Annotated in this window: 17 protein-coding genes, 6 tRNA genes and 1 riboswitch; of the genes, 18 read left to right on the forward strand and 5 right to left on the reverse strand. The window is 43.7% G+C overall.

Annotated elements, in window-relative coordinates; translation table 11 throughout:
- Nucleotides 1–63: 63 nt before the first annotated feature.
- Nucleotides 64–1,887: a TonB-dependent siderophore receptor gene (locus RJ01_RS02380; protein ID WP_034169937.1), complete on the reverse strand. Its 1,824-nt coding sequence runs from the start codon at nucleotides 1,885–1,887 to the stop codon at nucleotides 64–66.
- Between the two features lie 37 nt (nucleotides 1,888–1,924).
- Nucleotides 1,925–2,137, reverse strand: a riboswitch (cobalamin riboswitch).
- A gap of 143 nt (nucleotides 2,138–2,280) precedes the next feature.
- Here RJ01_RS02380 and RJ01_RS02385 point away from each other — a divergent pair.
- The 3 genes from RJ01_RS02385 to RJ01_RS02395 all read left to right on the forward strand — a co-directional run bounded on the left by RJ01_RS02385 (nucleotide 2,281) and on the right by RJ01_RS02395 (nucleotide 5,504).
- Entirely contained in the window at nucleotides 2,281–2,925 is a 645-nt protein-coding gene (locus RJ01_RS02385; protein ID WP_034169938.1) for a phosphoribosylanthranilate isomerase, read from the forward strand.
- Nucleotides 2,906–4,150, forward strand: a complete 1,245-nt coding sequence (gene trpB, locus RJ01_RS02390) for a tryptophan synthase subunit beta (protein ID WP_004782182.1) — start codon at nucleotides 2,906–2,908, stop codon at nucleotides 4,148–4,150. Before RJ01_RS02385 ends, trpB begins: the two co-directional genes overlap by 20 nt.
- Before the next feature lie 361 nt (nucleotides 4,151–4,511).
- Complete coding sequence (locus tag RJ01_RS02395) at nucleotides 4,512–5,504, forward strand: DUF2804 domain-containing protein (protein ID WP_005232041.1); 993 nt, start codon at nucleotides 4,512–4,514, stop codon at nucleotides 5,502–5,504.
- Nucleotides 5,505–5,568: 64 nt separating this feature from the next.
- On the opposite strand, the gene RJ01_RS02400 is transcribed toward RJ01_RS02395, so the two are convergent.
- On the reverse strand, nucleotides 5,569–6,447 hold the full coding sequence (locus RJ01_RS02400) for a metal-dependent hydrolase (RefSeq protein ID WP_034169939.1): 879 nt from the start codon (nucleotides 6,445–6,447) through the stop codon (nucleotides 5,569–5,571).
- Between the two features lie 140 nt (nucleotides 6,448–6,587).
- Here RJ01_RS02400 and RJ01_RS02405 point away from each other — a divergent pair, with 140 nt between their 5' ends.
- Nucleotides 6,588–7,613, forward strand: a complete 1,026-nt coding sequence (locus RJ01_RS02405; protein WP_034169940.1) for an AraC family transcriptional regulator — start codon at nucleotides 6,588–6,590, stop codon at nucleotides 7,611–7,613.
- A gap of 52 nt (nucleotides 7,614–7,665) precedes the next feature.
- On the opposite strand, the gene RJ01_RS02410 is transcribed toward RJ01_RS02405, so the two are convergent.
- Nucleotides 7,666–8,997 (reverse strand): Na+/H+ antiporter NhaC family protein, encoded by a 1,332-nt coding sequence (locus RJ01_RS02410; protein ID WP_034169941.1) that lies wholly within the window; start codon nucleotides 8,995–8,997, stop codon nucleotides 7,666–7,668.
- 365 nt (nucleotides 8,998–9,362) lie between these two features.
- Between RJ01_RS02410 and trpA the strand changes: the two genes are divergently transcribed.
- The 4 genes from trpA to RJ01_RS02430 are packed head-to-tail and all read left to right on the forward strand — an operon-like array spanning nucleotide 9,363 to nucleotide 13,360.
- Nucleotides 9,363–10,163 (forward strand): tryptophan synthase subunit alpha, encoded by an 801-nt coding sequence (gene trpA, locus RJ01_RS02415; protein WP_004782187.1) that lies wholly within the window; start codon nucleotides 9,363–9,365, stop codon nucleotides 10,161–10,163.
- 1 nt (nucleotide 10,164) lies between these two features.
- A complete protein-coding gene (gene accD, locus RJ01_RS02420) occupies nucleotides 10,165–11,061 on the forward strand; it encodes an acetyl-CoA carboxylase, carboxyltransferase subunit beta (protein ID WP_034169942.1) in 897 nt (298 codons plus the stop codon).
- Nucleotides 11,058–12,341 carry a bifunctional tetrahydrofolate synthase/dihydrofolate synthase gene (gene folC, locus RJ01_RS02425; RefSeq protein WP_034169943.1) on the forward strand — a complete coding sequence of 428 codons (1,284 nt, stop codon included), beginning with the start codon at nucleotides 11,058–11,060 and terminating at the stop codon, nucleotides 12,339–12,341. The genes accD and folC overlap by 4 nt, the downstream gene beginning before the upstream one ends.
- Nucleotides 12,332–13,360: an SPOR domain-containing protein gene (locus RJ01_RS02430; RefSeq protein WP_375726203.1), complete on the forward strand. Its 1,029-nt coding sequence runs from the start codon at nucleotides 12,332–12,334 to the stop codon at nucleotides 13,358–13,360. The genes folC and RJ01_RS02430 overlap by 10 nt, the downstream gene beginning before the upstream one ends.
- Before the next feature lie 5 nt (nucleotides 13,361–13,365).
- Here RJ01_RS02430 and RJ01_RS02435 read toward each other — a convergent pair whose 3' ends face one another.
- Nucleotides 13,366–13,956: a dual specificity protein phosphatase family protein gene (locus RJ01_RS02435; RefSeq protein ID WP_034169945.1), complete on the reverse strand. Its 591-nt coding sequence runs from the start codon at nucleotides 13,954–13,956 to the stop codon at nucleotides 13,366–13,368.
- 404 nt (nucleotides 13,957–14,360) lie between these two features.
- A complete protein-coding gene (locus RJ01_RS02440) occupies nucleotides 14,361–15,002 on the reverse strand; it encodes a peroxiredoxin (protein ID WP_005232029.1) in 642 nt (213 codons plus the stop codon).
- A gap of 331 nt (nucleotides 15,003–15,333) precedes the next feature.
- On the opposite strand from RJ01_RS02440, the gene secA reads away from it, so the two are divergent.
- The 10 genes from secA to RJ01_RS02490 all read left to right on the forward strand — a co-directional run bounded on the left by secA (nucleotide 15,334) and on the right by RJ01_RS02490 (nucleotide 21,963).
- Nucleotides 15,334–18,060 carry a preprotein translocase subunit SecA gene (gene secA, locus RJ01_RS02445; RefSeq protein WP_034169946.1) on the forward strand — a complete coding sequence of 909 codons (2,727 nt, stop codon included), beginning with the start codon at nucleotides 15,334–15,336 and terminating at the stop codon, nucleotides 18,058–18,060.
- A 153-nt stretch (nucleotides 18,061–18,213) separates the two neighbouring features.
- Nucleotides 18,214–18,567 (forward strand): hypothetical protein, encoded by a 354-nt coding sequence (locus RJ01_RS02450; RefSeq protein WP_004782196.1) that lies wholly within the window; start codon nucleotides 18,214–18,216, stop codon nucleotides 18,565–18,567.
- Between the two features lie 154 nt (nucleotides 18,568–18,721).
- Nucleotides 18,722–19,942, forward strand: a complete 1,221-nt coding sequence (argJ, locus tag RJ01_RS02455) for a bifunctional glutamate N-acetyltransferase/amino-acid acetyltransferase ArgJ (RefSeq protein WP_034169947.1) — start codon at nucleotides 18,722–18,724, stop codon at nucleotides 19,940–19,942.
- Nucleotides 19,943–20,094: 152 nt separating this feature from the next.
- On the forward strand, nucleotides 20,095–21,162 hold the full coding sequence (gene nadA / locus RJ01_RS02460) for a quinolinate synthase NadA (protein WP_004782199.1): 1,068 nt from the start codon (nucleotides 20,095–20,097) through the stop codon (nucleotides 21,160–21,162).
- A 154-nt stretch (nucleotides 21,163–21,316) separates the two neighbouring features.
- Nucleotides 21,317–21,393 (forward strand) — tRNA-Pro (locus RJ01_RS02465).
- 35 nt (nucleotides 21,394–21,428) lie between these two features.
- Nucleotides 21,429–21,505 (forward strand) — tRNA-Arg (locus RJ01_RS02470).
- Nucleotides 21,506–21,541: 36 nt separating this feature from the next.
- Nucleotides 21,542–21,617: transfer RNA gene (locus RJ01_RS02475), tRNA-His, on the forward strand.
- A gap of 19 nt (nucleotides 21,618–21,636) precedes the next feature.
- Nucleotides 21,637–21,713 (forward strand) — tRNA-Pro (locus RJ01_RS02480).
- Nucleotides 21,714–21,791: 78 nt separating this feature from the next.
- Nucleotides 21,792–21,867 (forward strand) — tRNA-His (locus tag RJ01_RS02485).
- 19 nt (nucleotides 21,868–21,886) lie between these two features.
- Nucleotides 21,887–21,963, forward strand: a tRNA-Pro gene (locus tag RJ01_RS02490).
- Nucleotides 21,964–22,412: the final 449 nt, after the last annotated feature.

Genomic DNA, 22,412 nt, shown 5'->3' on the forward strand with positions numbered 1-22,412 from the left:
TAATGTCGGTCATAACATTATCCATAAACTGCGCTGTTTTAAAGTTTTTTTGCTGTTTAGAGCTTAGTATTTAAAAGTCACACCGGCAGAAGCGAGTCGGCCTTCATCAACATAATAATTATTCCAGTTGTATTCGATCTTATGACGAACATCACCGACATTTTCTATGTTGGTAAATACTTTGACATGTGGATTGATATTCCAGTAAGCATTTAAATCGACGGTCGCATAGCCTGGATTATGGTCTGAATCACTCCAACTTTTTGACTTGGAACGGGCAATAAGAGAAGCACTCATCCCATAAATTTCATTTTCCAAGCCTGTGGTCAGAGTGAGGGTTTGACGTGGTCGTTTAGCCAACTCAATATCCGTTTTGCTATCTTTAGCTTGTACATACGCAAAAGCAGTATCAATGAACCAATCGTCTTGTTTCCAGTTCCATGCCAGCTCGCCACCACGAAGCGTTGCTTCGCTGATGTTATTTAACTTGCCATCAACTTTTTGGATCATGTTATCCACTTCGTTTTGATACACGGAAAATGAAATAGATGAGTTTTGAGTGAGGGCCTGGTCGAAGCCAATTTCATAAGACAGACTTTCTTCGGCTTTTAAATTTGGATTTGCAGATTCACCACTGTACAGCTCATTTAAGTTTGGTGAACGAAAAGCTGAACCAATATTCGTATAGACGCTGAGTTGAGGTGATATTGCATAACGTGCAGCAGCTTGCCCTACAGTATGAGAGCCATATTTCTCGTTATCTTCAACACGGATACCGAGTTGAGTATTGAGTTTATCTGATTGATATTGATGCTGTGTGTAATATCCTTGAGAGGAAACATCGCCTTTATAGGCAACTCCATAAGAAAGAACATCACCATCAAGGTTGCTATGCGTTGTCCCTAGTAAAATATGATGCTGATCATTTAAATTGAGTTTGGCATACAATTCTGCTTCTTGAGTGGTACTATATGAATAATCGACCTGACCTAGATAATTCGCAGCATTTTGATCTAATTGATCGTCAAACTGCGATAAGCGGGCATTGAGTTCTAATTGTGAACCTAGGTTAATTCGTCCTCTCAGGTTAACCATTTCATTTTCAAAATCTTGTGAAGTCAGGCTACCTGCATTGTAATCACTTGTGCCTTTATTTTGGCTGTAATCAAGAGATAAACCATATTGGTCTTTGTTGACGCCAAATTTTGTGCTGAAACCTTTTTGATCAAAGGGATAATTTTCATCTTCATCATCTAGAACAGATTTTCCGTCAGTTTCCAGGCGTTGACCACGGATTTGGGCATAAAAACCATCTTCCGCTAAATCGGCACCTACGAGTGATTTGTAAGTTTTATTCTCGCCAATTTCACCTGTAATAAACGCACCTGATTGCTCAGGTGTTTTAGAAATCATATGAATGACGCCGCCAATGGCATCTGTACCATATAAAACTGATGCTGGACCCTTCAGAATTTCAATTTGCTTGATGTCAGTCGTATCAATAAAAGGTAAGGAGGCTGAACTGCTTAAAGCGGTATTCAATCGCATGCCATCACGCAGAACGAGTGTATGTGAAGAACTTGTACCTCGCATAAAAATAGAGGATTGTTGTCCATAACCGCCTAGCTGAGCAACGTTTAAAGCAGCCTCTTTTTTCAATAAATTTGGTAATGAGGCAATAGGGGATTGCTCAAGAGTCGCAGGTTCAATCACTGAAATTCGCGCTGGCACATTTTCAATTTTTTCTTCAGATCGGGTAGCGGTCACCACAATGGTATCTAAAGCTGCTTGTGCAACTTTTTGCTCGGCAGCATGAACTGATGAGGAAAAACCCAAAGCAAACGCGATAGAACCTGCTAAGGCAGCAGGCTGAAATGGAATAGACATAAGATGTGCTCCATACATTCACTCCCCGTGAATGATTGAGTTAAAGAACACAACAAGCAGGTATCCGGACTTAAATGTAGTATTGAAACTCATACTTATTTATCCACCTTCCCACATATTGATGCAGTGGTGTAAATCCTGAAGATTTATAAAGACAAGCTTTTCATTTTTTACCGTTGCGGGGGCAGTGTTGGATTTGCACCAACTTCCCTAAAGCCTTAAGGCCTTGACTCGTTGCAAATTGTGGCAAGTATAAAGTTTGCTTAGGATTTAAACAATCAAGAACAAGAATAATCCGTATGAACTTTACGCAAGATCGATGATTTGCATTACAATGATTCACCCCAATCTTATAGATTACTTGATATCTTGGTAAATCAGAGCCAACATTATATGCGAACCCGTGCCAAAATCTGTGGAATTACCCGAGTTGAAGACGTCCAGGCTGTTGCTGATGCCGGCTGTGATGCCATTGGATTCGTGTTCTATCCACCGAGTCCACGTAGCGTGACTCAGGCACAGGCTGAAGCGCTGGTCAAAGCAGTGCCAGCTTATATTCAAGTGGTTGGCTTATTTGTTAATAGTACGGCATATGAAATCCAGGATATTTTAAAAACTGTTCCGCTGGATATTCTACAGTTTCATGGTGATGAAAGCCCTGAACAATGTCAGGCCATTGCCCAGCAAGTTGGACGTCGCTGGTACAAAGCGATTCAGGTCAAACCTGATCTGGACGTAGTCGCTGAAATTCAACGTTATCAGGCAGCAGGAGCCAGCGCAGTACTGTTAGACGCTTGGCATCCTGATTTAAAAGGTGGCACCGGACACAGCTTTGACTGGAGCACTTTTCCTCAATTAGATATTCCCTTGATCCTGGCTGGGGGCTTAAACCCGCACAATATCGAGGAGGCAATTCACACCACACAGGCTTATGCTGTTGATGTTAGTGGTGGTGTCGAATCCGCAAAAGGTATAAAAGACCAACAACTCATAGAACGCTTTATGCAAGGAGTCCATCGTGGATCAGCAAAGTACTAATCACAACAAGCCCGTGATTGACTATACCCAATTCCCGGATGAGCGTGGACATTTCGGTATCCATGGCGGGCGTTTTGTGTCAGAAACTCTGATGGCGGCTTTACAAGATCTGGAAAAGCTTTATTTCCGCATGAAAGATGATGAACAGTTTCTGGCAGAATTCGACCGTGATCTAGCCTACTACGTAGGTCGTCCTAGTCCTTTATATCATGCTGAGCGATGGTCAAAAGAGTTGGGTGGTGCGCAAATTTACTTAAAGCGTGAAGATCTGAACCATACCGGCTCGCATAAAGTAAACAACACGATTGGTCAGGCTTTACTGGCTAAGCTTTCAGGCAAAAAACGCATTATTGCGGAAACAGGTGCCGGTCAGCATGGAGTAGCAACTGCAACCATCGCAGCGCGTTTAGGTCTTGAATGTGTGGTGTTCATGGGTGCTGAAGACGTGAAACGTCAGGCGATGAACGTTTACCGTATGCGTTTGCTAGGTGCAACAGTTGTCCCTGTAGAAAGTGGCTCTAAAACATTAAAAGATGCCATGAACGAAGCGATGCGTGACTGGGTTACCAACGTTGACTCAACTTATTATGTGATTGGTACGGTGGCAGGTCCGCACCCATATCCACAATTGGTTCGTGACTTCCAGTCCATTATTGGCCGTGAAGCACGCCGTCAGATTCAGGAACAGGCAGGTCGCCTTCCAGATGCATTGGTTGCTTGTGTCGGTGGTGGTTCAAATGCAATGGGCTTGTTCTATCCATTCCTGAACGATCAGGATGTGAAAATGTATGGTGTTGAAGCCGCAGGTTTAGGGATCGAAACTGGCAAGCACTCTGCACCACTGAATGCGGGTCACGTCGGTGTACTGCATGGTAACCGTACGTATCTGATGTCTGATAAAGAAGGTCAGATCATTGAAACGCATTCAATTTCTGCTGGTCTGGATTATCCGGGTGTAGGTCCGGAACACAGCTTCCTGAAAGATATGGAACGCGTGAACTACGTGCCGATTAATGATCAGGAAGCGTTACAAGGTTTCCGTGATCTAACCAAGATCGAAGGGATTATTCCTGCGCTTGAAAGTTCACATGCGATGGCTTATGTCACTAAACTTGCACCAACCATGGACAAGGATCAAATCATTATTGCGACTGTTTCAGGCCGTGGTGATAAAGACTTGATGACCGTTGCCCGTATTGATGGCGTGGAAATGGTTGAGATGTAAAATCTCCCCCAGCCCCTCTTTTTCAAAGAGGGAGAAAACCCTTCTTTCTAAAAGGAGGGCAGGGTGGATTAAGAAAAATCGTGTTGAAGCCATTCAGCACGATTTTTTTATTTTTATAGATAAGAAAATTTTTAGAGAGTAAGAGGAAGAAGCAATCTGGTTCAAAATAGGATAAAAATTATTCAAGTTTTGGATAAAACAGCAAAAAATCAGTTTCTCATTTAGAAAATTAAAATGGTTATTTTAAGCAGAATTGGCCGGAAGAGCTGACGAACGGTTTTAAAAAATTCTTTATCAAATCTCAATAATCGGCATAATAGCTTCAAGCAAAAATAGTTTTTGATTGAGATGGAATGTCTTAATGGATTTAATTCAGGAAAATGGACAACCACGTTACGGACGTTTCAAAGAAATTCCAAAAAGTATTGATTACAATGCGTACCAGTACAAAAATCCCTATGGTGATGTACTCAAGGGATGGCGTAAGCAACTAAAATATAAAAAATTTAAATTCTGTAGTATTCAACACGAACATTATACGATTGGCCTTGCGATTGCTGATATCGCTTGGGCTGGGCACAGTTTTTTCTACATCTATAACCATAGTACCAACGAAGTGCAGGAATGGAATGCGATCAATTTCTTCTCGCGCAATACGGTGCTAGACGAACAGCCATTATTTAATCATAGTTATTTTCACAAATCTCCCTTTCAGATTGATATCCAGCATGCCAATGGGGTGCGTTATATCCATGTGACCAAATATGGTGAAATCAAGCTTAGTGCCCGAATTTTCTGTGCAGGTACAGATCCGCTGAGTATGTGCAGTCCGACCGGAATCAATGGCTGGACCTATACCCAGAAATTGACCACTTTGGGTTGTGAAGGTTATTTCGTAAATAAGCAGGGTGAAACCATCCAGTTTAATGAGCGCACCTTCGCCTCTCTGGATGATACCTGTGGCTTTTTGCGTCCTGAAACTGCCTGGTTCTGGCTATCTTGTAATTTCTGGGATGCCAATCATAACCGTATCGGGATCAATCTCGCTTCCGGTGTTAATGAAAGCTTTGGTAATGAAAACTGTTTGTGGGTAAATGGCAAAATTTATCCTGTGGCGGATGTGTTGTTTCAGCAGGAATCTGACGAACGCTGGAACATCCAGTCATTAGATGGCTGCTTGAACCTGAATGTACACACAGGCTGGCGCCGTTATGAAAATCTGAATCTGCGTCTGGTCGGCAGCCAGTTTAGCCAGTGGCAGGCAAAAGTATCAGGGACTATCCGGCAGGATGGCCAAGATATTGTACTGGTCAATGAATATGGACTTTTAGAACAGCACTATGCCAAATGGTAATTCATTTTTCCAACTTCTAAATCTAAAAAAGCCTTCGATTTTGAAGGCTTTTTGATTTCTAGGTTTAATCTTCTGCAGCTTGCCAGAAGGCTTCTCCTGCCTGAATCGGGTCACCGGTTTCTGCCAGCGTTTTTACCCAAACATCATATTGAGCAATCACTGGGTGCTGGGATGGATGGAAATCCTTTTTAAACCAGTCACGATACTGTTTACCTATACGAGTCAAAGTGCCTTTTTTACCAAAGAACCAAGGTAAGCCACGGATATTCATTTGCAAGCGTTGCAGCGGGCTAAAGCCATCATGTTTGAGCATGACATTGGCACGGTAAATGGTAAAACCAAACATCAGAAAAGTCGTGATGAGCAGGGTATATTGACGCAGCCATTCTGGCGTTTTTGCCACATCTTTCATGACATCAAAAGCAACATCACGATGTTCCATTTCCTCAATCGCATGCCAGGCAAACATGGCACGAACAAAAGGATGGGCATTTCTTAAAGTATCTTTTTGCCCATAAAAAGTTTCAGCCATGAGCGCGGTCAAATGTTCCGCTGCTGCAGTGACTGCAATATTGTACTCAGGCGAACGGTTCTTCAAGTCATAGTTCATCATGTAGTTCAGACGCTGAATAAACTGATCGACCGGCATGCCTTGTTCCCGCATCAGGTTATTCATCTTGTCATGGGCAATACCATGTTGTGCTTCCTGACGGATAAAATCAGCTACCCGTTTTTGCAGATCTGGATCTTTAATCTGGTCGCGGAACAGACGCACACTCTGAATGAAATAACGCTCACCATCAGGAAAGGTCAGACTCAGTGCATCAAACATACGGGTCAGGAATGGATCGCCACCAAACCAGTAACGCGGAATTTCACTCAGCTTAAAATCAAGATTGCTGCGTACCACAGGCTGTATGGAAGATTTTAAAGGTGCGTTCATCTGCTTTCATTCTTTTTCTGGAGATGCTGACAGTATGTTCAGAATTGCACAAATTGTTTTGACAGATATGGCCAATTTTTATACATTTTACGCCAGAGAAAAATAAAATATACATTCGCAGCGGAGACAGGGACGCGCTCATGCAGGACATCAAAATCTCCAATGGTTATATCCAGCTATGGGCCACCTATTTGCGTAGCTTAAATATAGAACCTTTAACTGCAAAGTTTCTTGCAGATCTACGACCTCAGCTCATTGGACTGATTGATCAGCCTTTTGATGCGCAAGTTCCGCTGGATTTTCTCAATAGCATCCTGTTAAGAACCCAAAAACAGCTAGCGTGTCCACAGTTAATTTTTGAAATTGTGCAATGTATTCGGCCAGAACATTTTGGTGTGCTGGGCTATATGGTATCTAAAAGCAGCAGTATTCCTGAGATCATCGGCTATATCATGCGTTTTCAGCGACTGGTCATTGATGGGAGTGAATTTGTCCCATTGCAACTAAGACAGCATGCGCAGAGTATTGAATTGTATTGGATCTATCAGGATGAGCGTTATAACCTGCTGAATGAGCTGACCATCGCAGCCATGGTACAATTGGGACGTTTTATTTTGCAGGATCATCCTTTGCTCTTGCGTCGGGTGCGCTTTGCCCATGCGCCAGGAATTGCTCGAATTAACTATCAAAAATTCTATGCTGCGGAAGTGCAGTTTTCACAGCAGGATTATGGCTTTGAACTGGGTATACAGGGACTGAACCTGAAATCGGAACAGGCCGATCCAATGCTATTACAGTTATTGATTCGTCAGGCTGAAGAAGCGATTGCAGCCAAACCGCCTGTAGAAAGTATTTTAACTCAGGCCCAAAAAGTGGTCGCGGAGCATCTAAGAAGCAGACAGCAGGCCATTAAAATTGAACAGCTGGCCGAGCAACTGTTTGTATCAACCCGCACTTTGCAACGCCAGCTAAATGAACAGGGCATATCTTTTAAAAAACTGTTGGAACAGGAAAGGATCAAGCGCTGTGAAAGTTTATTGCATCAGCCCCTAAGCCTGACCGAGATTGCCCAGCAACTGGATTATTCTGACCAGTCGGCTTTGGCGCGTGCTTATAAAGCGGCAACAGGCAGGACGTTATTGCAATATAGAAAACAGTTAAAATAGGATCAGGCATAAAAAAACGGCCATCATTGGCCGCTTTATCTCATGACTTAATTTAAGCTGTTTTTAATTTAGGGTACCGGAAAGCAATTGCAATCACCGCAAATATTGCCAGAATCCAGCAATAATACACGCCTCCGATTAGCTCGACTGGAGAAAGTTTGGCAATTGAACAGGCAAGTAATAATTGTGCGCCATAAGGAATCAGACCTTGTACCACACAGGAGAAAATATCCATCAGGGCTGCAGCACGTTTTGGATCAACCCCGTATTCTTTCGCCACTTCACGGGCCATATCACCAGCCAGAATAATCGCGACAGTGTTATTTGCCACAAACAGGTTGGAAAATACCACCAAGAAACTGATCCCGATTTCACCAGCACGTTGACGGCCTACTTTAAATAAGCGAGTCAGCGCGTAGATGCGTTCGATCAGCCAGCGTAAACCACCTTCACGTTGCATGATCGCAGACAGGCCACCCAGGAACATGGATAACAGTGCCACTTCAAACATGCCGACAAAGCCATCATAAATGGAAGTGTTCAGCTTGAGGATATTGAAATCTGGCGTAGCAAATAGCCCGAATAAACCCGATAACACGACACCGATGATTAAAACCGCCAGAACATGCAGACGGCTAAAAGCCAGTAAAAAGACCGCAATATAAGGCAGGACTAGAGTCCAGTTAAAGTCCTTATATTCTACGGGGCTGGAACTGCCAGCATTGAAGATATAGATCAAAATCGTGACGATGGAAGCCGGTACAGCAATCCAGACATTGACTCTGAATTTGTCACGTAACTGAACTTTCTGGCTGCTGGTTGCAGCGATGGTAGTATCCGAAATCATCGACAGGTTATCACCGAACATTGCTCCACCGACCACGGCGCCAATTGCATAAACCACTGGAATCCCGGTTACTTGTGCAAAGCCAAAGGCAATCGGTGCACAGGCGGCAATGGTGCCCATAGAGGTACCCATCGCCGTCGCAATAAATGCCGAAATCACAAAAAGCATCGGTAAGACAAAACTTGGAGGAATAACAGACAGGCCCATCTGTACGGTGGCATCAACACTGCCAATCGCACTGCTGACACTGGCAAAAGCACCGGCCAGCATAAACACCATGAACATCAGAATCAGGTTGGGATGGCTGGCACCTTTAAGAAATTCTTCAATACCCTGGTTGAGTTTGCCACGATACACTAATGCAGCCAAGATAATCGCGGGCAGGGCGGCAACAGGCGCTTTAATCTGATAGAACGCAAATTCAGTTCCGATCAAAGAATGATAGATCCCGCTACCTAAAAAGATGGTTAAAAATACAATAAGCGGCAACAGTGCAATGGCGCGTGCCTGCACTGTACCTTCAGAGTCAGTCTGCATAGGAGATAAAAAAATAAGAGAATGGGGCTAGTATAAAACAGGTTTTGCAATTTCAGAAAACTTTAAATGAATGCGCTAACATCTGCATTTTTATTAATTTTTCTATAATAAAAATAAGTTTATCTAAATATTCAACATTTTAGGGAATGCCAAAATTAGGCATCTTTGATCATTGAGAAAAAAATCAAAATAATCGTAAATAGATCCCTTCGGGTTGTTCTGAAATCCTCGCACAGGAAATGAAATGCCAGAGGTCGATGTTGCACACTGTTCAATGTACAAAAAATAGCGTTACAATGCGATGTCTTGTATTTCTACATAGTCAATGTCTCAAGTTTGAAACACCTTAAGGAAAGCTCAGCCCTATGTCACGTTTAGCCACACGATTTGGACAACTTAAATCTCAACAGCGTAAAGCTTTAGTTTCTTATGTTATGGCTGGTGACCCGCATCCAGAGGTAACCGTACCTTTGCTGCACCAGATGGTGGACGCTGGCGTCGACGTGATTGAACTGGGTCTTCCTTTTTCAGATCCAATGGCAGATGGTCCGGTGATTGCTCTGGCCGCTGAACGCGCGCTGGCCGGTGGCACCAATACCCTAGATGCACTGCACATGGTGAAAGAATTTCGCTTGAAAGACCGCGAGACACCAGTGGTACTCATGGGTTATCTCAATCCGGTTGAAGTCATTGGCTATGAAAAGTTTGTGGCTTATGCCTATGAATGCGGTGTCGACGGCGTGCTTCTGGTCGATCTTCCTCCTGAAGAAGCTCAAGATCTGGGTCAAGTGCTGGAAAAATATGAAATGGATCAGATTTTCCTGTTGGCTCCGACCTCAACTGATGAGCGTATTCAGCATGTAGTAAAACAGGCCAGTGGCTTTATTTACTACGTGTCGCTGAAAGGCGTAACGGGTGCTGCGACATTGGATGTATCTGAAGCAGCTGCACGTATTCAGAAAATTAAGGCAGAGACAGATGTTCCTGTAGGCGTTGGTTTTGGTATTAGTGATGCTGCATCTGCGAAAGCGATGGGTGTTGCTGCCGATGCAGTTATTGTGGGAAGTGCGTTTGTAAAACAGTTTGCAACCCTCGCGCCAGAACAAGCCGTTATTGCGACGGTGAATAAAGTCAAGGAGCTTCGAGCAGCGCTCGATGAGTTATAGTATGAGTCAACAAGTGAAATCAGGCAAAATTCTGAGCCCATCGACCCCATGGACGGAGCGTATTGTTCCGGGCATTCATGTACCTGATGAGCAAACCACCCTAAAAGCGACATTCACAGAGCCAACAATTGAGTGCCCTGAATGTCATGCTTTGGTGACACGTACTGCAATGTCATTTAATGCTTATGTTTGCCCACAATGCGATGAACATCTGAAAATGAAAGCACGTGACCGTCTGAACTGGTTCTTTGATCAGGTACAGACTGAAATGGGTCAGGAATTTACTGCCAAAGATCCACTGAAATTTGTCGACAGCAAAGCTTATCCAGAGCGTATGTCGGAAGCACAAAAGAAAACAGGTGAAACTGAAGCATTGATCGTGATGCAAGGTCTGCTGAAAGGCGTGCCAATGATTGCAACCGCATTTGAATTCGACTTCATGGGCGGCTCTATGGGTACCGTAGTGGGTGACCGTTTTGTGCAGGCAGCAGAGCGTGCGATTGAAACACATCAGCCTTTGATCTGTTTTGCAGCTTCTGGTGGCGCGCGTATGCAGGAAGGCATGCTGTCTTTGATGCAAATGGCACGTACTTCAGCAGCGATTCAGCGTTTGAAAGAAGCAGGTCTGCCTTATGTGGTGGTATTGACCCATCCAGTCTACGGCGGTGTAACTGCATCTTTAGCCATGCTGGGTGATGTGCATCTGGCTGAACCGAAAGCGATGATTGGTTTTGCGGGTAAACGTGTGATCGAGCAGACCGTGCGTGAAAAACTGGACGAACCGTTCCAGCGCGCTGAATATTTGCTTGATCATGGTGTAATCGATCAGATTGTTCACCGTCATGCATTACGTGATACAGTTTATCGTATTATCACGAAATTGATGAACCTGCCTTGAATACAGCACCATTAGCAACTGATTCACTTGATACATGGCTCGATTATTGGAGCCATGTTCACGTTACGGGAATTGATTTAGGTCTGGAACGTGTCATTCCTGTGGCTGAAAAGCTGGGGGTGATCAATCCGGAGGCTAAAGTCCTGACGGTTGCCGGAACCAATGGTAAAGGTTCAACGACCACGACTCTGGCTGCCATTCTTAATGCTCAGGGTTTTAAGGTCGGACTGTATCAGTCTCCTCACGTATATCGCTTCAATGAACGGGTGAAATTACGCGGGGTTGAAGTCGAAGACCAGTTGCTGATTGATGCTTTTGTTGAAGTCGATCGGGCACGTCGCGAATGCGATTTAAGCCTGTCATTCTTTGAAGCAACCACACTTGCTGCATTTGTGATTTTTAAAAATGAACTGTGTGATGTGTGGGTGCTGGAAGTCGGACTAGGCGGTCGTCTGGATGTGGTCAATGTGGTTAATCCGGATGTTGCGGTCATCACCAATATCGGACTGGATCATACCGACTGGCTCGGTGATACCATCGAAAAAATTGCCTTTGAAAAAGCTGGCATTATCCGTCCGAGTATTCCCGTGATTTTTGGCGGTCAGCAAGATATTCCACAAGCCATTCTGGATAAAACTGCTGAATGCAATGCGCCGTTGTATGCTATCAACCGTGATTATTTCTATGAAGCCTTTGAAGATGGCAAAACCTGGGCATTTGCATCATCAGGTACGACTTTAAAATTACCGACAGGTTCACTGGCGCTGGATAATATTTCGACAGCGGTTGCAGCGATCTTGCTGAGTAGTCTGGAAGTCAACCAGACAGCGATTGCGGAAGGAATTCAGGCAGCTAAATTGCCGGGACGTTTTGAAGTTCGAGAAATTCAGAATAAGACTGTAATTTTTGATGCCGGGCATAACCCGCATGGGGTAGAGTTCCTATTAAAACAATTGCGCAATTATTTAAATTACAAAAAGAAATATAAAGAAGTCATTTGTGTATTTTCCATGTTGGCAGATAAAGATATAAATTCTGTCGTCAAGTTGTTGAAAGACACTGTTCATTTGTGGAAAATTGCACCATTATCTGTGCCACGTGCGGCAGAGGTCACACTCTTGACTGATGCATTGCAAGGTGAATTGATAGAACAATTTGACAATGTAAAATTAGCTTTTAAATCAGCGCTGGATGAAACAGAGAATAATCAGCTGATTTTGGTATGTGGATCATTTCATACCTTAGAAGCGGTATGGGAGTATTTGGAAGAATGTCAATGAATAACAAACAACGCTGGATGGGTGGCGTTGTTTTACTAGGTGGTGGTGTTTTATTGGCAGCATTACTCCTGAAAGGCCAAAATGAAATTCATCAGGATCGTCAGCAAAACCCGGCACTGGCTGCAGAAGTAGAATCAAAAGATACAGTCAACAATTCATTAGGTTCTTTAACAGTCGATGTGGAAACAGAAAAACGTCTGCTGGAACAGCAGCGTCGTGACCGCGAAAAAGCAGTAGCTGAACAGGAAGCTCGTGCAGCTGAATTTTTAGCCATGCAACAGCAGGCTGAGGCAGATGCAGCACGTCGTGCGGCAGAAGAATATGCCGCTTTGAATGCCCATCGTATGGGACAGCAAAGTTCAGACAATATTCCGCCTGAGCTGGCAGAAGATGAACAGACAAAGCAAAAACGTCTGGCTGAAGACAAGGCTGCTGCACAAAAAAAGTTAGAACAGCAGAAGCTTGAGCAGCAAAAAGCCCAAACTTCAGCTGATACTGCCAAGAAACAGGCAGAGCAGAAGGCTGCAGAAGAAAAACGTAAGCTAGAAGAGAAACGTAAAGCTGAAGAAGCGCATAAGGCAGCTGAAGCAAAACGTAAGGCCGAGGAAGAGCACAAAGCGGCTGAGAAGAAAAAAGAAGCTGAGCATAAAGCTGCTGAGGAAAAACGTAAGGCAGAAGAAAAGCGTAAAGCTGAAGAGAAACATAAAGCAGAAGAGGCCAAGAAAAAGGCTGAAGCTGAAAAAGCCCGTAAACTCCTTGAAGGTGAAAGTGATAAGCAGTGGATGGTGCAGGTGGCCCTGGCTGCCAATGAAGCCAATGCTGATGCCATTGCGGCCAAACTGCGAGCCAAAGGCTACAAGGTCACTAAGAGCCAGACATCTAAAGGTATGCGTATCATGGTCGGTCCATCTAAAGACCGTGAAACAGCAGACGCACTGCGTAAGAAAATCGCGTCTGATGCCAGCCTGAATATGAAATCAGCTTGGGTGAATGATTGGGTGCCGCTAGATAAGCGTTAACTCTCTTACTTAACCGAAGTTTCTGTAGATGGATTCGCGAGTTGCTCGCGAATCCATTTTACATTTTCAGGGGTAAATAATTTTTCAATATTGCGCCAAATGGAATGAAAGTCATAACCGCCATGCTTCATTTCCCGTACTGCGTCTTCAATACTCCAGTTCTGAAAAATAATCCGGTACATGGCCACACTGGCACCGGTACGGTCTGAACCGTGATAACAGTGTAAAAGTATTTTTTCATTATTTTGTCGCGCCTGCTGGATTAACTGCATCACATTCAGCAAATCCTCGCGATTCATAGCCCAGGTATGAATGGGAACATGTTTAAGCTTGAGGTCTTCATTTGACAAAATATCCGTATCTTTATCGCGTGAACGCAGGTTGATCACCACATTAATGGCATATTGTTTTAATAAGGGCATCAGTTCATCGCTTGGCTGTTCACTTCGGTAAAGTTCATTGCTAATCTGATAAAAATTATGTTCTTCATGCAGTTCCTGTCCCCAATGCATTGGGCGTTCCTGTTCAGGCAGCGCTGGAGTACAGCCAGATAAAACAAGCGTAGAAACCAGAAGAAGTACATAATTATTTTTCATTGCAACCTAACTCACCTTTTTAATCATTTTCTTCAATAGCATATCGGCTTTTTCAAAAAAAAACCTGTCCGAAGACAGGCTTGATGGGAAAAGTTCGAAAACCCGGCTCGTCGGTAGGTATCAAACTAAACATGAAAATGATGATTGATGCATGACGACTATCATTTTCATTGTGGGGAGTTGATTGCGGTTTTTAATATTTAAAAAGGATAGAACAGCATTTAGCTTATCCTCTTGTACTCACGGCATAGCCATGGGTCTTCTTGCGAAATATATTCCTCAGGGCGGAGCAGTGCTCCGCTTTATCTTGAATTACGCGCTGCGCTTGTCTTGCGACAAATTAAGGCAGCGTTTCAAATACTGCGCACTTCGTTTGCCTTGCGCAAAATTAAAAAGGAGTCCTTTTAATTTTGCTCAGGCTGTGGTGTCAGACGTAGGTATGGAGTTACAGCTTTATAACCTTTCGGAAAACGTTGTTTGATTTCTTCCTCATCTTTCAGTGAAGGTACAATCACCACATCATCGCCATGTTGCCAGTTAGCCGGGGTTGCGACTTTATGGTTGTCAGTTAATTGTAGAGAGTCGACTACACGTAGTACTTCATGGAAGTTGCGGCCTGTTGATGCAGGGTAGGTAATAATCAGACGCACTTTCTTATTTGGATCAATGATTACCAGAGAGCGTACAGTTAAAGTTTCGCTGGCATTTGGGTGAATGAAATCATACAGCGTAGAGACTTTACGGTCCTGATCTGCAATGATCGGGAAGTTAACGGTGGTATCTTGAGTTTCATTAATGTCTTTGATCCAGCCATGATGCGATTCAACATCATCTACAGAAAGGGCAATTGCTTTCACGCCGCGTTTTGTAAACTCATCTTTCAGCTTTGCGGTAAATCCAAGTTCAGTGGTGCATACTGGCGTGTAGTCCGCTGGATGGGAGAACAGAATGCCCCAGCTATCGCCTAGAAAGTCATAAAAGTTAATTAAGCCTTCGCTAGATTGCTGTTCAAAATTCGGTGCGGTATCGCCTAAACGTAAACTCATTTTCTTGCCTCAATTGATCTTGTAATGTGTCGATGAGAATAAATATGAACCAATTTTTTTATGATTAAAAATAGTGTTTTTAGAATTTCTTATGAATAAACCAAATAAAGAAATAGGCTGTTAATTCAGAATCAGACAAATCAGTCGTCTAATTAACTATGTTGCATGGGTAAAATTTGCTACATTACTTTGCCTTAGGTCTCAGGGCTAGAACGAAGGATGAGTTTTTTTCATTGGTTTTCTGGCAAAACCCTTGTAGTTCAAATTTCTAGCACCATAATAACGACTAAGAACATATTTATTTGACAAGCAAGATTTAGAGAGTCTATTCATGTTGGCAAGTCTGATCGGAGGAATCTTCGGTACCAAAAATGAGCGCGAACTCAAACGCATGCGTAAAATCGTAGACAAGATTAATGCGCTCGAGCCGACGATATCAGCCTTAAGCGATGCAGACTTATCTGCAAAAACTGAAGAATTCAAACAACGATATAATAAGGGTGAAAGCCTAGATAAGTTACTTCCTGAAGCATTCGCAGTCTGTCGTGAAGCTGCAAAACGTGTCATGGGAATGCGTCACTATGACGTACAGTTGATTGGTGGTATTACCCTGCATGAAGGCAAGATTGCTGAGATGCGTACCGGTGAAGGTAAAACCTTGATGGGGACATTGGCCTGTTACCTCAATGCATTGAGCGGGCAGGGTGTCCATGTCATCACGGTGAACGACTATTTGGCACAACGTGATGCCGAGTTAAACCGTCCATTGTTCGAATTCTTGGGTTTAAGCATTGGGATTATCTATTCCATGCAGAATCCGATAGAAAAATCTGAAGCCTACAAAGCAGATATCACTTACGGTACCAATAACGAATTCGGTTTCGATTATCTTCGTGACAACATGGTGTTCTCGCTGGCTGAGAAAAAACAGCGTGGTCTGACCTATGCCATTATCGATGAGGTTGATTCGATCCTGATTGATGAAGCGCGTACACCACTGATTATCTCTGGCCAAAGTGAAGACTCTTCCCAACTTTATGCAGCAATCAATAACATTCCACCGAAGTTAAAAACACAGAAAGAAGAAAAAGTACCGGATGGCGGTCATTTCTGGATTGATGAAAAACAGCGTTCCGTAGAAATTACAGAAACCGGTTTTGAAACCATTGAAAGTGAATTGATTGCAATGGGCTTATTGGCTGAAGGGGAAAGCCTGTATTCAGCCTCTAATCTGAATTTGCTGCATCATGTGACTGCTGCGATTCGTGCGCACTATCTGTATCAACGTAACGTGCATTACATCATCCATGAAGGTGAAGTGATCATTGTTGATGAAAATACCGGTCGTACCATGCCGGGCCGTCGCTGGTCTGAAGGTCTGCACCAAGCGGTTGAAGCAAAAGAAGGTCTGGAAATCCAGCCGGAAAACCAAACCCTTGCAACCACCACATTCCAGAACTATTTCCGTCTGTATAAAAAATTATCCGGTATGACCGGTACAGCAGATACTGAAGCTGCGGAAATGAAAGAAATCTACGGTCTGGATGTGGTGATTATTCCAACTCACCGTCCAATGATCCGTAATGACCAGAACGATTTGATCTACCTGAATCGTGAAGGTAAGTACAACGCGATTATTCAGGAAATTCAACGTGTTCACGAAGCTGGTGTTGCGCCAATCCTGATTGGTACGGCCACTATTGAAGCGTCGGAAATTCTTTCTGACAAGCTTAAAGAAGCTGGTATTGAACATGAAGTCCTGAATGCCAAACAGCATGAACGTGAAGCGGATATTATTGCCCAAGCAGGTGCACCGCGTGCAGTAACCATTGCGACCAACATGGCAGGTCGTGGTACCGATATTTTGCTGGGTGGTAACTGGAAAGCGCTACTGGCCAAAATTGAAAACCCAACCCCTGAAGATGAAGCACGTCTGAAAGCAGAATGGGAGGCGAATCATGAAGCAGTTCTCGCTTCTGGTGGTTTGCATATTATCGGTTCTGAGCGTCATGAATCTCGCCGTATCGATAACCAGTTGCGTGGTCGTGCGGGCCGTCAGGGTGACCCGGGTGTATCGCGTTTCTACCTGTCTCTTGAAGATGACTTGATGCGTATCTTTGCGGGTGACCGTGTGGTTGCCATGATGCGTGCGATGGGCTTAAAAGAAGATGAAGCGATTGAACACAAAATGGTGTCACGCTCAATCGAAAATGCGCAACGCAAAGTAGAAGCACGTAACTTCGACATTCGTAAGAACCTGTTGAAATACGATGACGTGAATAACGAACAGCGTAAAATCATCTATAGTCAGCGTGATGAGATTCTGGCTGAAAGCTCATTGCAAGATTATATCGAAGAGATGATCCGTGAAGTGATGCAGGGCATGATCGCCAACTATATTCCGCCTGAATCGATTCACGATCAGTGGGATATTGAAGGTCTGGAACTTGCACTACGTGAAGACTTATCGATTGATCTGCCAGTCGCACAATGGTTAGAGCAAGATCGTCGTTTAGACGAAGAAGCACTGGTTGAACGAATTACTGAAGAAGTGGTAAATCGTTACCGTTCACGTCGTGAACAAATGGGCGCTGAATCTGCAGCATCACTCGAACGTCATTTCATGTTGAACTCTCTGGACCGTCACTGGAAAGAACATCTGGCTGCGATGGATTACCTGCGTCAAGGAATTCATTTACGCGGTTATGCACAGAAAAACCCAGAGCAGGAATACAAAAAAGAAGCCTACAACCTGTTTGTAAACATGCTGGGGGTGATTAAATCTGACGTCATTACTGATCTGTCACGCATCCATGTGCCAACACCTGAAGAACTGGCTGAAATGGAAGCACAGCAGCAGGCACAGGCTGAAGCGATGCGTTTGCAGTTATCTCATCAGGAATTTGATGGATTACTGGCTGAAGAAGATGAAATCACCACTGAACGAAGTGCGCAGACTAATCCTGTTGCACCAGTCTTTGAAGCACCGGCAAGCCGTAATGCACCTTGTCCATGTGGTTCAGGTCTAAAATACAAACAGTGTCATGGCAAGATCTAATTTCTGCTAAGTTTCTAAACTATAAAAAGATCAGGGCTATTTAGTCCTGATCTTTTTATGTATATGGACTTTTCAGCTGGTGAATACAGTTTGCACTGTGCGGGATTAAATGGTATTTAATGGCAGATTGAACACCGCAAAGTGGAAGAAACAATGACAAAAGTATTAAAAACGATGATGGTTGCTGCTTTGGCAATCCCGGCTTTAAGTTTTGCAGAAACAGCAACAACGACACCTGCTAAAGTTCAGCAGGCCATTGGTCCAACTACGGCTCAGGTTCAGACGGGTGCAGATGGTCAGGTAACCATTGCAAGTCCGCGTACTGGCATTCGCTATACCTTTAATAATTCAAACCGTCCAATCGTTTTGCAGACTGCAGCGATTGCAGCAGCCAATGCAGCCAATGCTGACCGTATTGTTGCTTCTAACCCTGCGCTTTCTGTGGCAAGTCAGCAACAGGCGAAACAGGCTTTATTGAATGAATCAACCCAGTTGGCTAAAAACTAAGTTTGATCTAGTTTAATAAAACCAGTCACTATGACTGGTTTTTTATTGTGAAAAACCATAAGAAAAGTGAGTGTTCATCTGGCTTTGGCTCGATTTTTTAATGAAGATCAACTAAGCTGTATTTTTCTGAAACTTCAATATTGGACATTTAAAAATGGCAGTTGGTGACGTATCTATGCCACAGATGCATGTGGTAAAAGGGGTGAGAATTGGTTCGGCAGAAGCGTATGTGCGCTATCAGAACCGACGTGACCTGGTGATATTTGAACTGGCTGAAGGCTCCAATGTTGCAGGCGTATTTACCCAGAATGCTTTTTGTGCTGCCCCTGTACATGTTTCTAAAGCACATCTGGCGGTAGGTAATCCACGTTATTTAGTGATAAATACCGGAAATGCCAATGCGGGTACAGGTGCTACAGGTATGGCGAATGCTGAAGCCACTTGTGCCAAACTGGCTGAACTTGCAGGCGTGAAAGCTGAAGAAGTATTGCCATTTTCAACAGGGGTAATTGGTGAACAATTACCAATGGAGCGTCTGCTCAGTGGCTTGCAGCCTGCATTAGACTCATTGCGTGATGATGCCTGGATCGATGCTGCAACGGGTATTATGACCACAGATACTATGCCGAAAGGTGCATCTGAACAGTTCGAGCTGGATGGTATTACTTATACCATGACCGGGATTTCCAAAGGTGCCGGCATGATTCGCCCAAATATGGCGACTATGTTGGGTTATATGGCGACTGATGTACCAATCAGCCGTGAACTGGTTCAACAGCTTTTATCTGAGACAGTGAATCAGTCATTCAACCGCATTACCATTGATGGTGATACCTCTACCAATGACTCTTGTATTTTTATTGCCACAGGTCAGGCCGGTGGAACAGAAATTTCATCAGTTGAAGATCCGCGTTATGCTGCTGTACTTGAAGTATTGATGCGTACCATGAAGCGTCTTGCACAACTGATTGTGCGTGATGGTGAAGGCGCAACCAAATTCATTACTGTGGCCGTAGAAGGCGGTGCCAATACTCAGGAGTGCTGTGACGTGGCCTATAGTATCGCGCATTCTCCATTGGTGAAAACTGCAATCTTTGCTTCTGATCCAAACTGGGGACGTATTTTGGCTGCAATCGGTTATGCAGGTGTGGCGAATTTAGACGTTGCAAAAATTCAGGTTTGGTTAGATGATGTACAAATCTGCAAGGATGGTGGTGCAGCAGCAGACTATACTGAAGAAGCAGGTGCACGTGTGATGGCACAAGCTGAAATGACGATTCGTGTTGATCTTGGACGTGGTGAAGCAAAAGATACGGTCTATACCTGTGACCTGTCCTATGATTATGTGAAAATCAATGCTGATTATCGTTCATAATTCAGATTGTTTCTAAAGCCTCCGTTGTGGGGCTTTTTTTATATCTTATGATTTTTAATGACTGGTCAAAAAAGCATTTCGCCAGAGATGACCGGGATGTAGAGTAAAAGGTTCATTGAATAATGAACTATGAGGGTAGAGTAAGAGTTATTATGAATGATGCGACCAAATTAATAGCCAATGAAGCCAAATCGATTGTGCAGGCGCATTTAGATCGTTTAGGAGAACCCAAAGAGCATCAGATCAGTGCACAGGCCAAACAGGAAAAATTTACACAGATTCAAGCCGAACTAGAAAAGCAGAATGCAGTGCTAGTTGCACACTATTATTGTGATCCTGAAGTACAGGAACTGGCAGAATTGACTGGTGGCTGTGTGTCCGATTCATTGGAAATGGCGCGTTTTGGACGTGACCATCCTGCGTCGACCTTAGTGGTAGCTGGGGTTAAGTTCATGGGTGAAACTTCAAAAATACTTTCACCAGAAAAAACTGTCCTGATGCCAACTCTTGAAGCGACCTGTTCACTGGATTTGGGCTGCCCGGTAGAGGAATTTACCAAATTCTGTGATGCGCATCCTGATCATACTGTAGTCGTTTACGCCAATACTTCGGCTGCAGTTAAAGCCCGCGCTGACTGGGTCGTGACTTCAAGTTGTGCAGTGGAGATTATTGAACACCTCGATAGTTTGGGCGAGAAAATTATCTGGGCACCGGATCAGCATTTGGGGCGCTATATCCAGAATAAAACTGGCGCTGACATGTTACTGTGGGATGGCGCGTGTATCGTCCACGAAGAATTCCGTTCGCGCGGAATTGCTAATATGAAAGCCTTGTATCCAGATGCGGCAGTGCTGGTCCATCCAGAATCACCGATGTCTGTGGTAGAAATTGCTGATGCAGTCGGAAGTACTTCTCAGTTAATCAAGGCAGCTCAAACCTTGCCAAATCAGCGTTTGATCGTGGCAACAGATCGCGGTATTTTCTATAAAATGCAGCAGGCTGTGCCAGATAAGATTCTGATTGAAGCTCCAACCGCTGGAGAAGGAGCAACCTGCCGTTCATGTGCACACTGTCCTTGGATGGCCATGAACGAGCTAGATGGAATCTTGCATGTTCTACAACATCGTGATCAGGAGATTCATGTTGAACCCGCATTAGCTCAGCGAGCCAAACTGCCTCTGGATCGTATGCTGGATTTTAGTGCCAGCTTGAAACGCTAGAATTTTGTATAAAAAATGTCTAAAATGCTTGATAAATAAACGCTTGAAGTGTTTTTTTGATTTTTTTTAAATATAGGTGTTGACGTCTTATGGCGTCACGCCTAGAATGCACACCGTACCAAGCGATAAGCTTGATACGAAAGCTGAGATGAATCGGAGCATAGCACAGCCTGGTAGTGCACCTGGTTTGGGACCAGGGGGTCGTAGGTTCGAATCCTACTGCTCCGACCAATTCTTCAAGGCGGATGGTGAAAATCATCAGTAAAGCGCTTGTAGCTCAGTTGGATAGAGCATCCGCCTTCTAAGCGGATGGTCACAGGTTCGAATCCTGTCAGGCGCGCCATTTTTGGTGGCTTGATATTTAAGAACCAAGGCAATGGTGGATGTAGCTCAGTTGGTAGAGCCCCGGATTGTGATTCCGGTTGTCGTGGGTTCGAATCCCATCATTCACCCCAACTCTTTTGAGTTGAATATCGGAGCATAGCACAGCCTGGTAGTGCACCTGGTTTGGGACCAGGGGGTCGTAGGTTCGAATCCTACTGCTCCGACCATCTTCTTCATGGTGGTTAGGATTAATGATACCGCGTCAAGCGGTTTTTTTATGTCTAAATAATGAAGACACCGTGATGGTGGATGTAGCTCAGTTGGTAGAGCCCCGGATTGTGATTCCGGTTGTCGTGGGTTCGAATCCCATCATTCACCCCAACTCTTTTGAGTTGAATATCGGAGCATAGCACAGCCTGGTAGTGCACCTGGTTTGGGACCAGGGGGTCGTAGGTTCGAATCCTACTGCTCCGACCATCTATAAAAATGATTAATTATATGGATACCGCATTAGGCGGTTTTTTTATGTCTAAAATTTAAGTACAAACTAAATTTATCAATCAAAATAAAAATAGATTGGAAACTGGTTATTGATTAAGTTCATTCTTCATTCCAGAATTATGTTTTTAATAAGTCGAGCTAAATGTACCTAGATCTTTTTATGAGTGAGTCGCATTTATTGGTAGGTCCATAGGGATTGTGAAAATAAGAAAAGTATTTATTCGAGTGAGTTGGAAGAATATTTTAAGCAAGAGTAGTTATAGGAATAAAAGACTAAATTGCACTTTATTAAGCTGAAACGAAATAGCCCCTGTTTTTTAAATTAAAAAATGGAAATAGTAAAAAGATATCTAAAAATAGGGTTTTTAGATTAAAGAATATGCATATGGGGCTATTTTGTAGAAATAATAATCAACTGAAGTATT

The sequence above is a fragment of the Acinetobacter sp. YZS-X1-1 genome (assembly GCF_000804305.1).
Lineage (GTDB): Bacteria > Pseudomonadota > Gammaproteobacteria > Pseudomonadales > Moraxellaceae > Acinetobacter > Acinetobacter variabilis.

What these genes read in the sequence shown, in the direction of transcription:
- RJ01_RS02380 (WP_034169937.1), bottom strand. Translation starts at nt 1,887, where the DNA reads ATGTCTATTCCATTTCAGCCTGCTGCCTTAGCAGGTTCTATCGCGTTT.
- RJ01_RS02385 (WP_034169938.1), top strand. Translation starts at nt 2,281, where the DNA reads ATGCGAACCCGTGCCAAAATCTGTGGAATTACCCGAGTTGAAGACGTC.
- RJ01_RS02395 (WP_005232041.1), top strand. Translation starts at nt 4,512, where the DNA reads ATGGATTTAATTCAGGAAAATGGACAACCACGTTACGGACGTTTCAAA.
- RJ01_RS02400 (WP_034169939.1), bottom strand. Translation starts at nt 6,447, where the DNA reads ATGAACGCACCTTTAAAATCTTCCATACAGCCTGTGGTACGCAGCAAT.
- RJ01_RS02405 (WP_034169940.1), top strand. Translation starts at nt 6,588, where the DNA reads ATGCAGGACATCAAAATCTCCAATGGTTATATCCAGCTATGGGCCACC.
- RJ01_RS02410 (WP_034169941.1), bottom strand. Translation starts at nt 8,997, where the DNA reads ATGCAGACTGACTCTGAAGGTACAGTGCAGGCACGCGCCATTGCACTG.
- trpA (WP_004782187.1), top strand. Translation starts at nt 9,363, where the DNA reads ATGTCACGTTTAGCCACACGATTTGGACAACTTAAATCTCAACAGCGT.
- accD (WP_034169942.1), top strand. Translation starts at nt 10,165, where the DNA reads ATGAGTCAACAAGTGAAATCAGGCAAAATTCTGAGCCCATCGACCCCA.
- RJ01_RS02430 (WP_375726203.1), top strand. Translation starts at nt 12,332, where the DNA reads ATGTCAATGAATAACAAACAACGCTGGATGGGTGGCGTTGTTTTACTA.
- RJ01_RS02435 (WP_034169945.1), bottom strand. Translation starts at nt 13,956, where the DNA reads ATGAAAAATAATTATGTACTTCTTCTGGTTTCTACGCTTGTTTTATCT.
- RJ01_RS02440 (WP_005232029.1), bottom strand. Translation starts at nt 15,002, where the DNA reads ATGAGTTTACGTTTAGGCGATACCGCACCGAATTTTGAACAGCAATCT.
- secA (WP_034169946.1), top strand. Translation starts at nt 15,334, where the DNA reads ATGTTGGCAAGTCTGATCGGAGGAATCTTCGGTACCAAAAATGAGCGC.
- RJ01_RS02450 (WP_004782196.1), top strand. Translation starts at nt 18,214, where the DNA reads ATGACAAAAGTATTAAAAACGATGATGGTTGCTGCTTTGGCAATCCCG.
- argJ (WP_034169947.1), top strand. Translation starts at nt 18,722, where the DNA reads ATGGCAGTTGGTGACGTATCTATGCCACAGATGCATGTGGTAAAAGGG.
- nadA (WP_004782199.1), top strand. Translation starts at nt 20,095, where the DNA reads ATGAATGATGCGACCAAATTAATAGCCAATGAAGCCAAATCGATTGTG.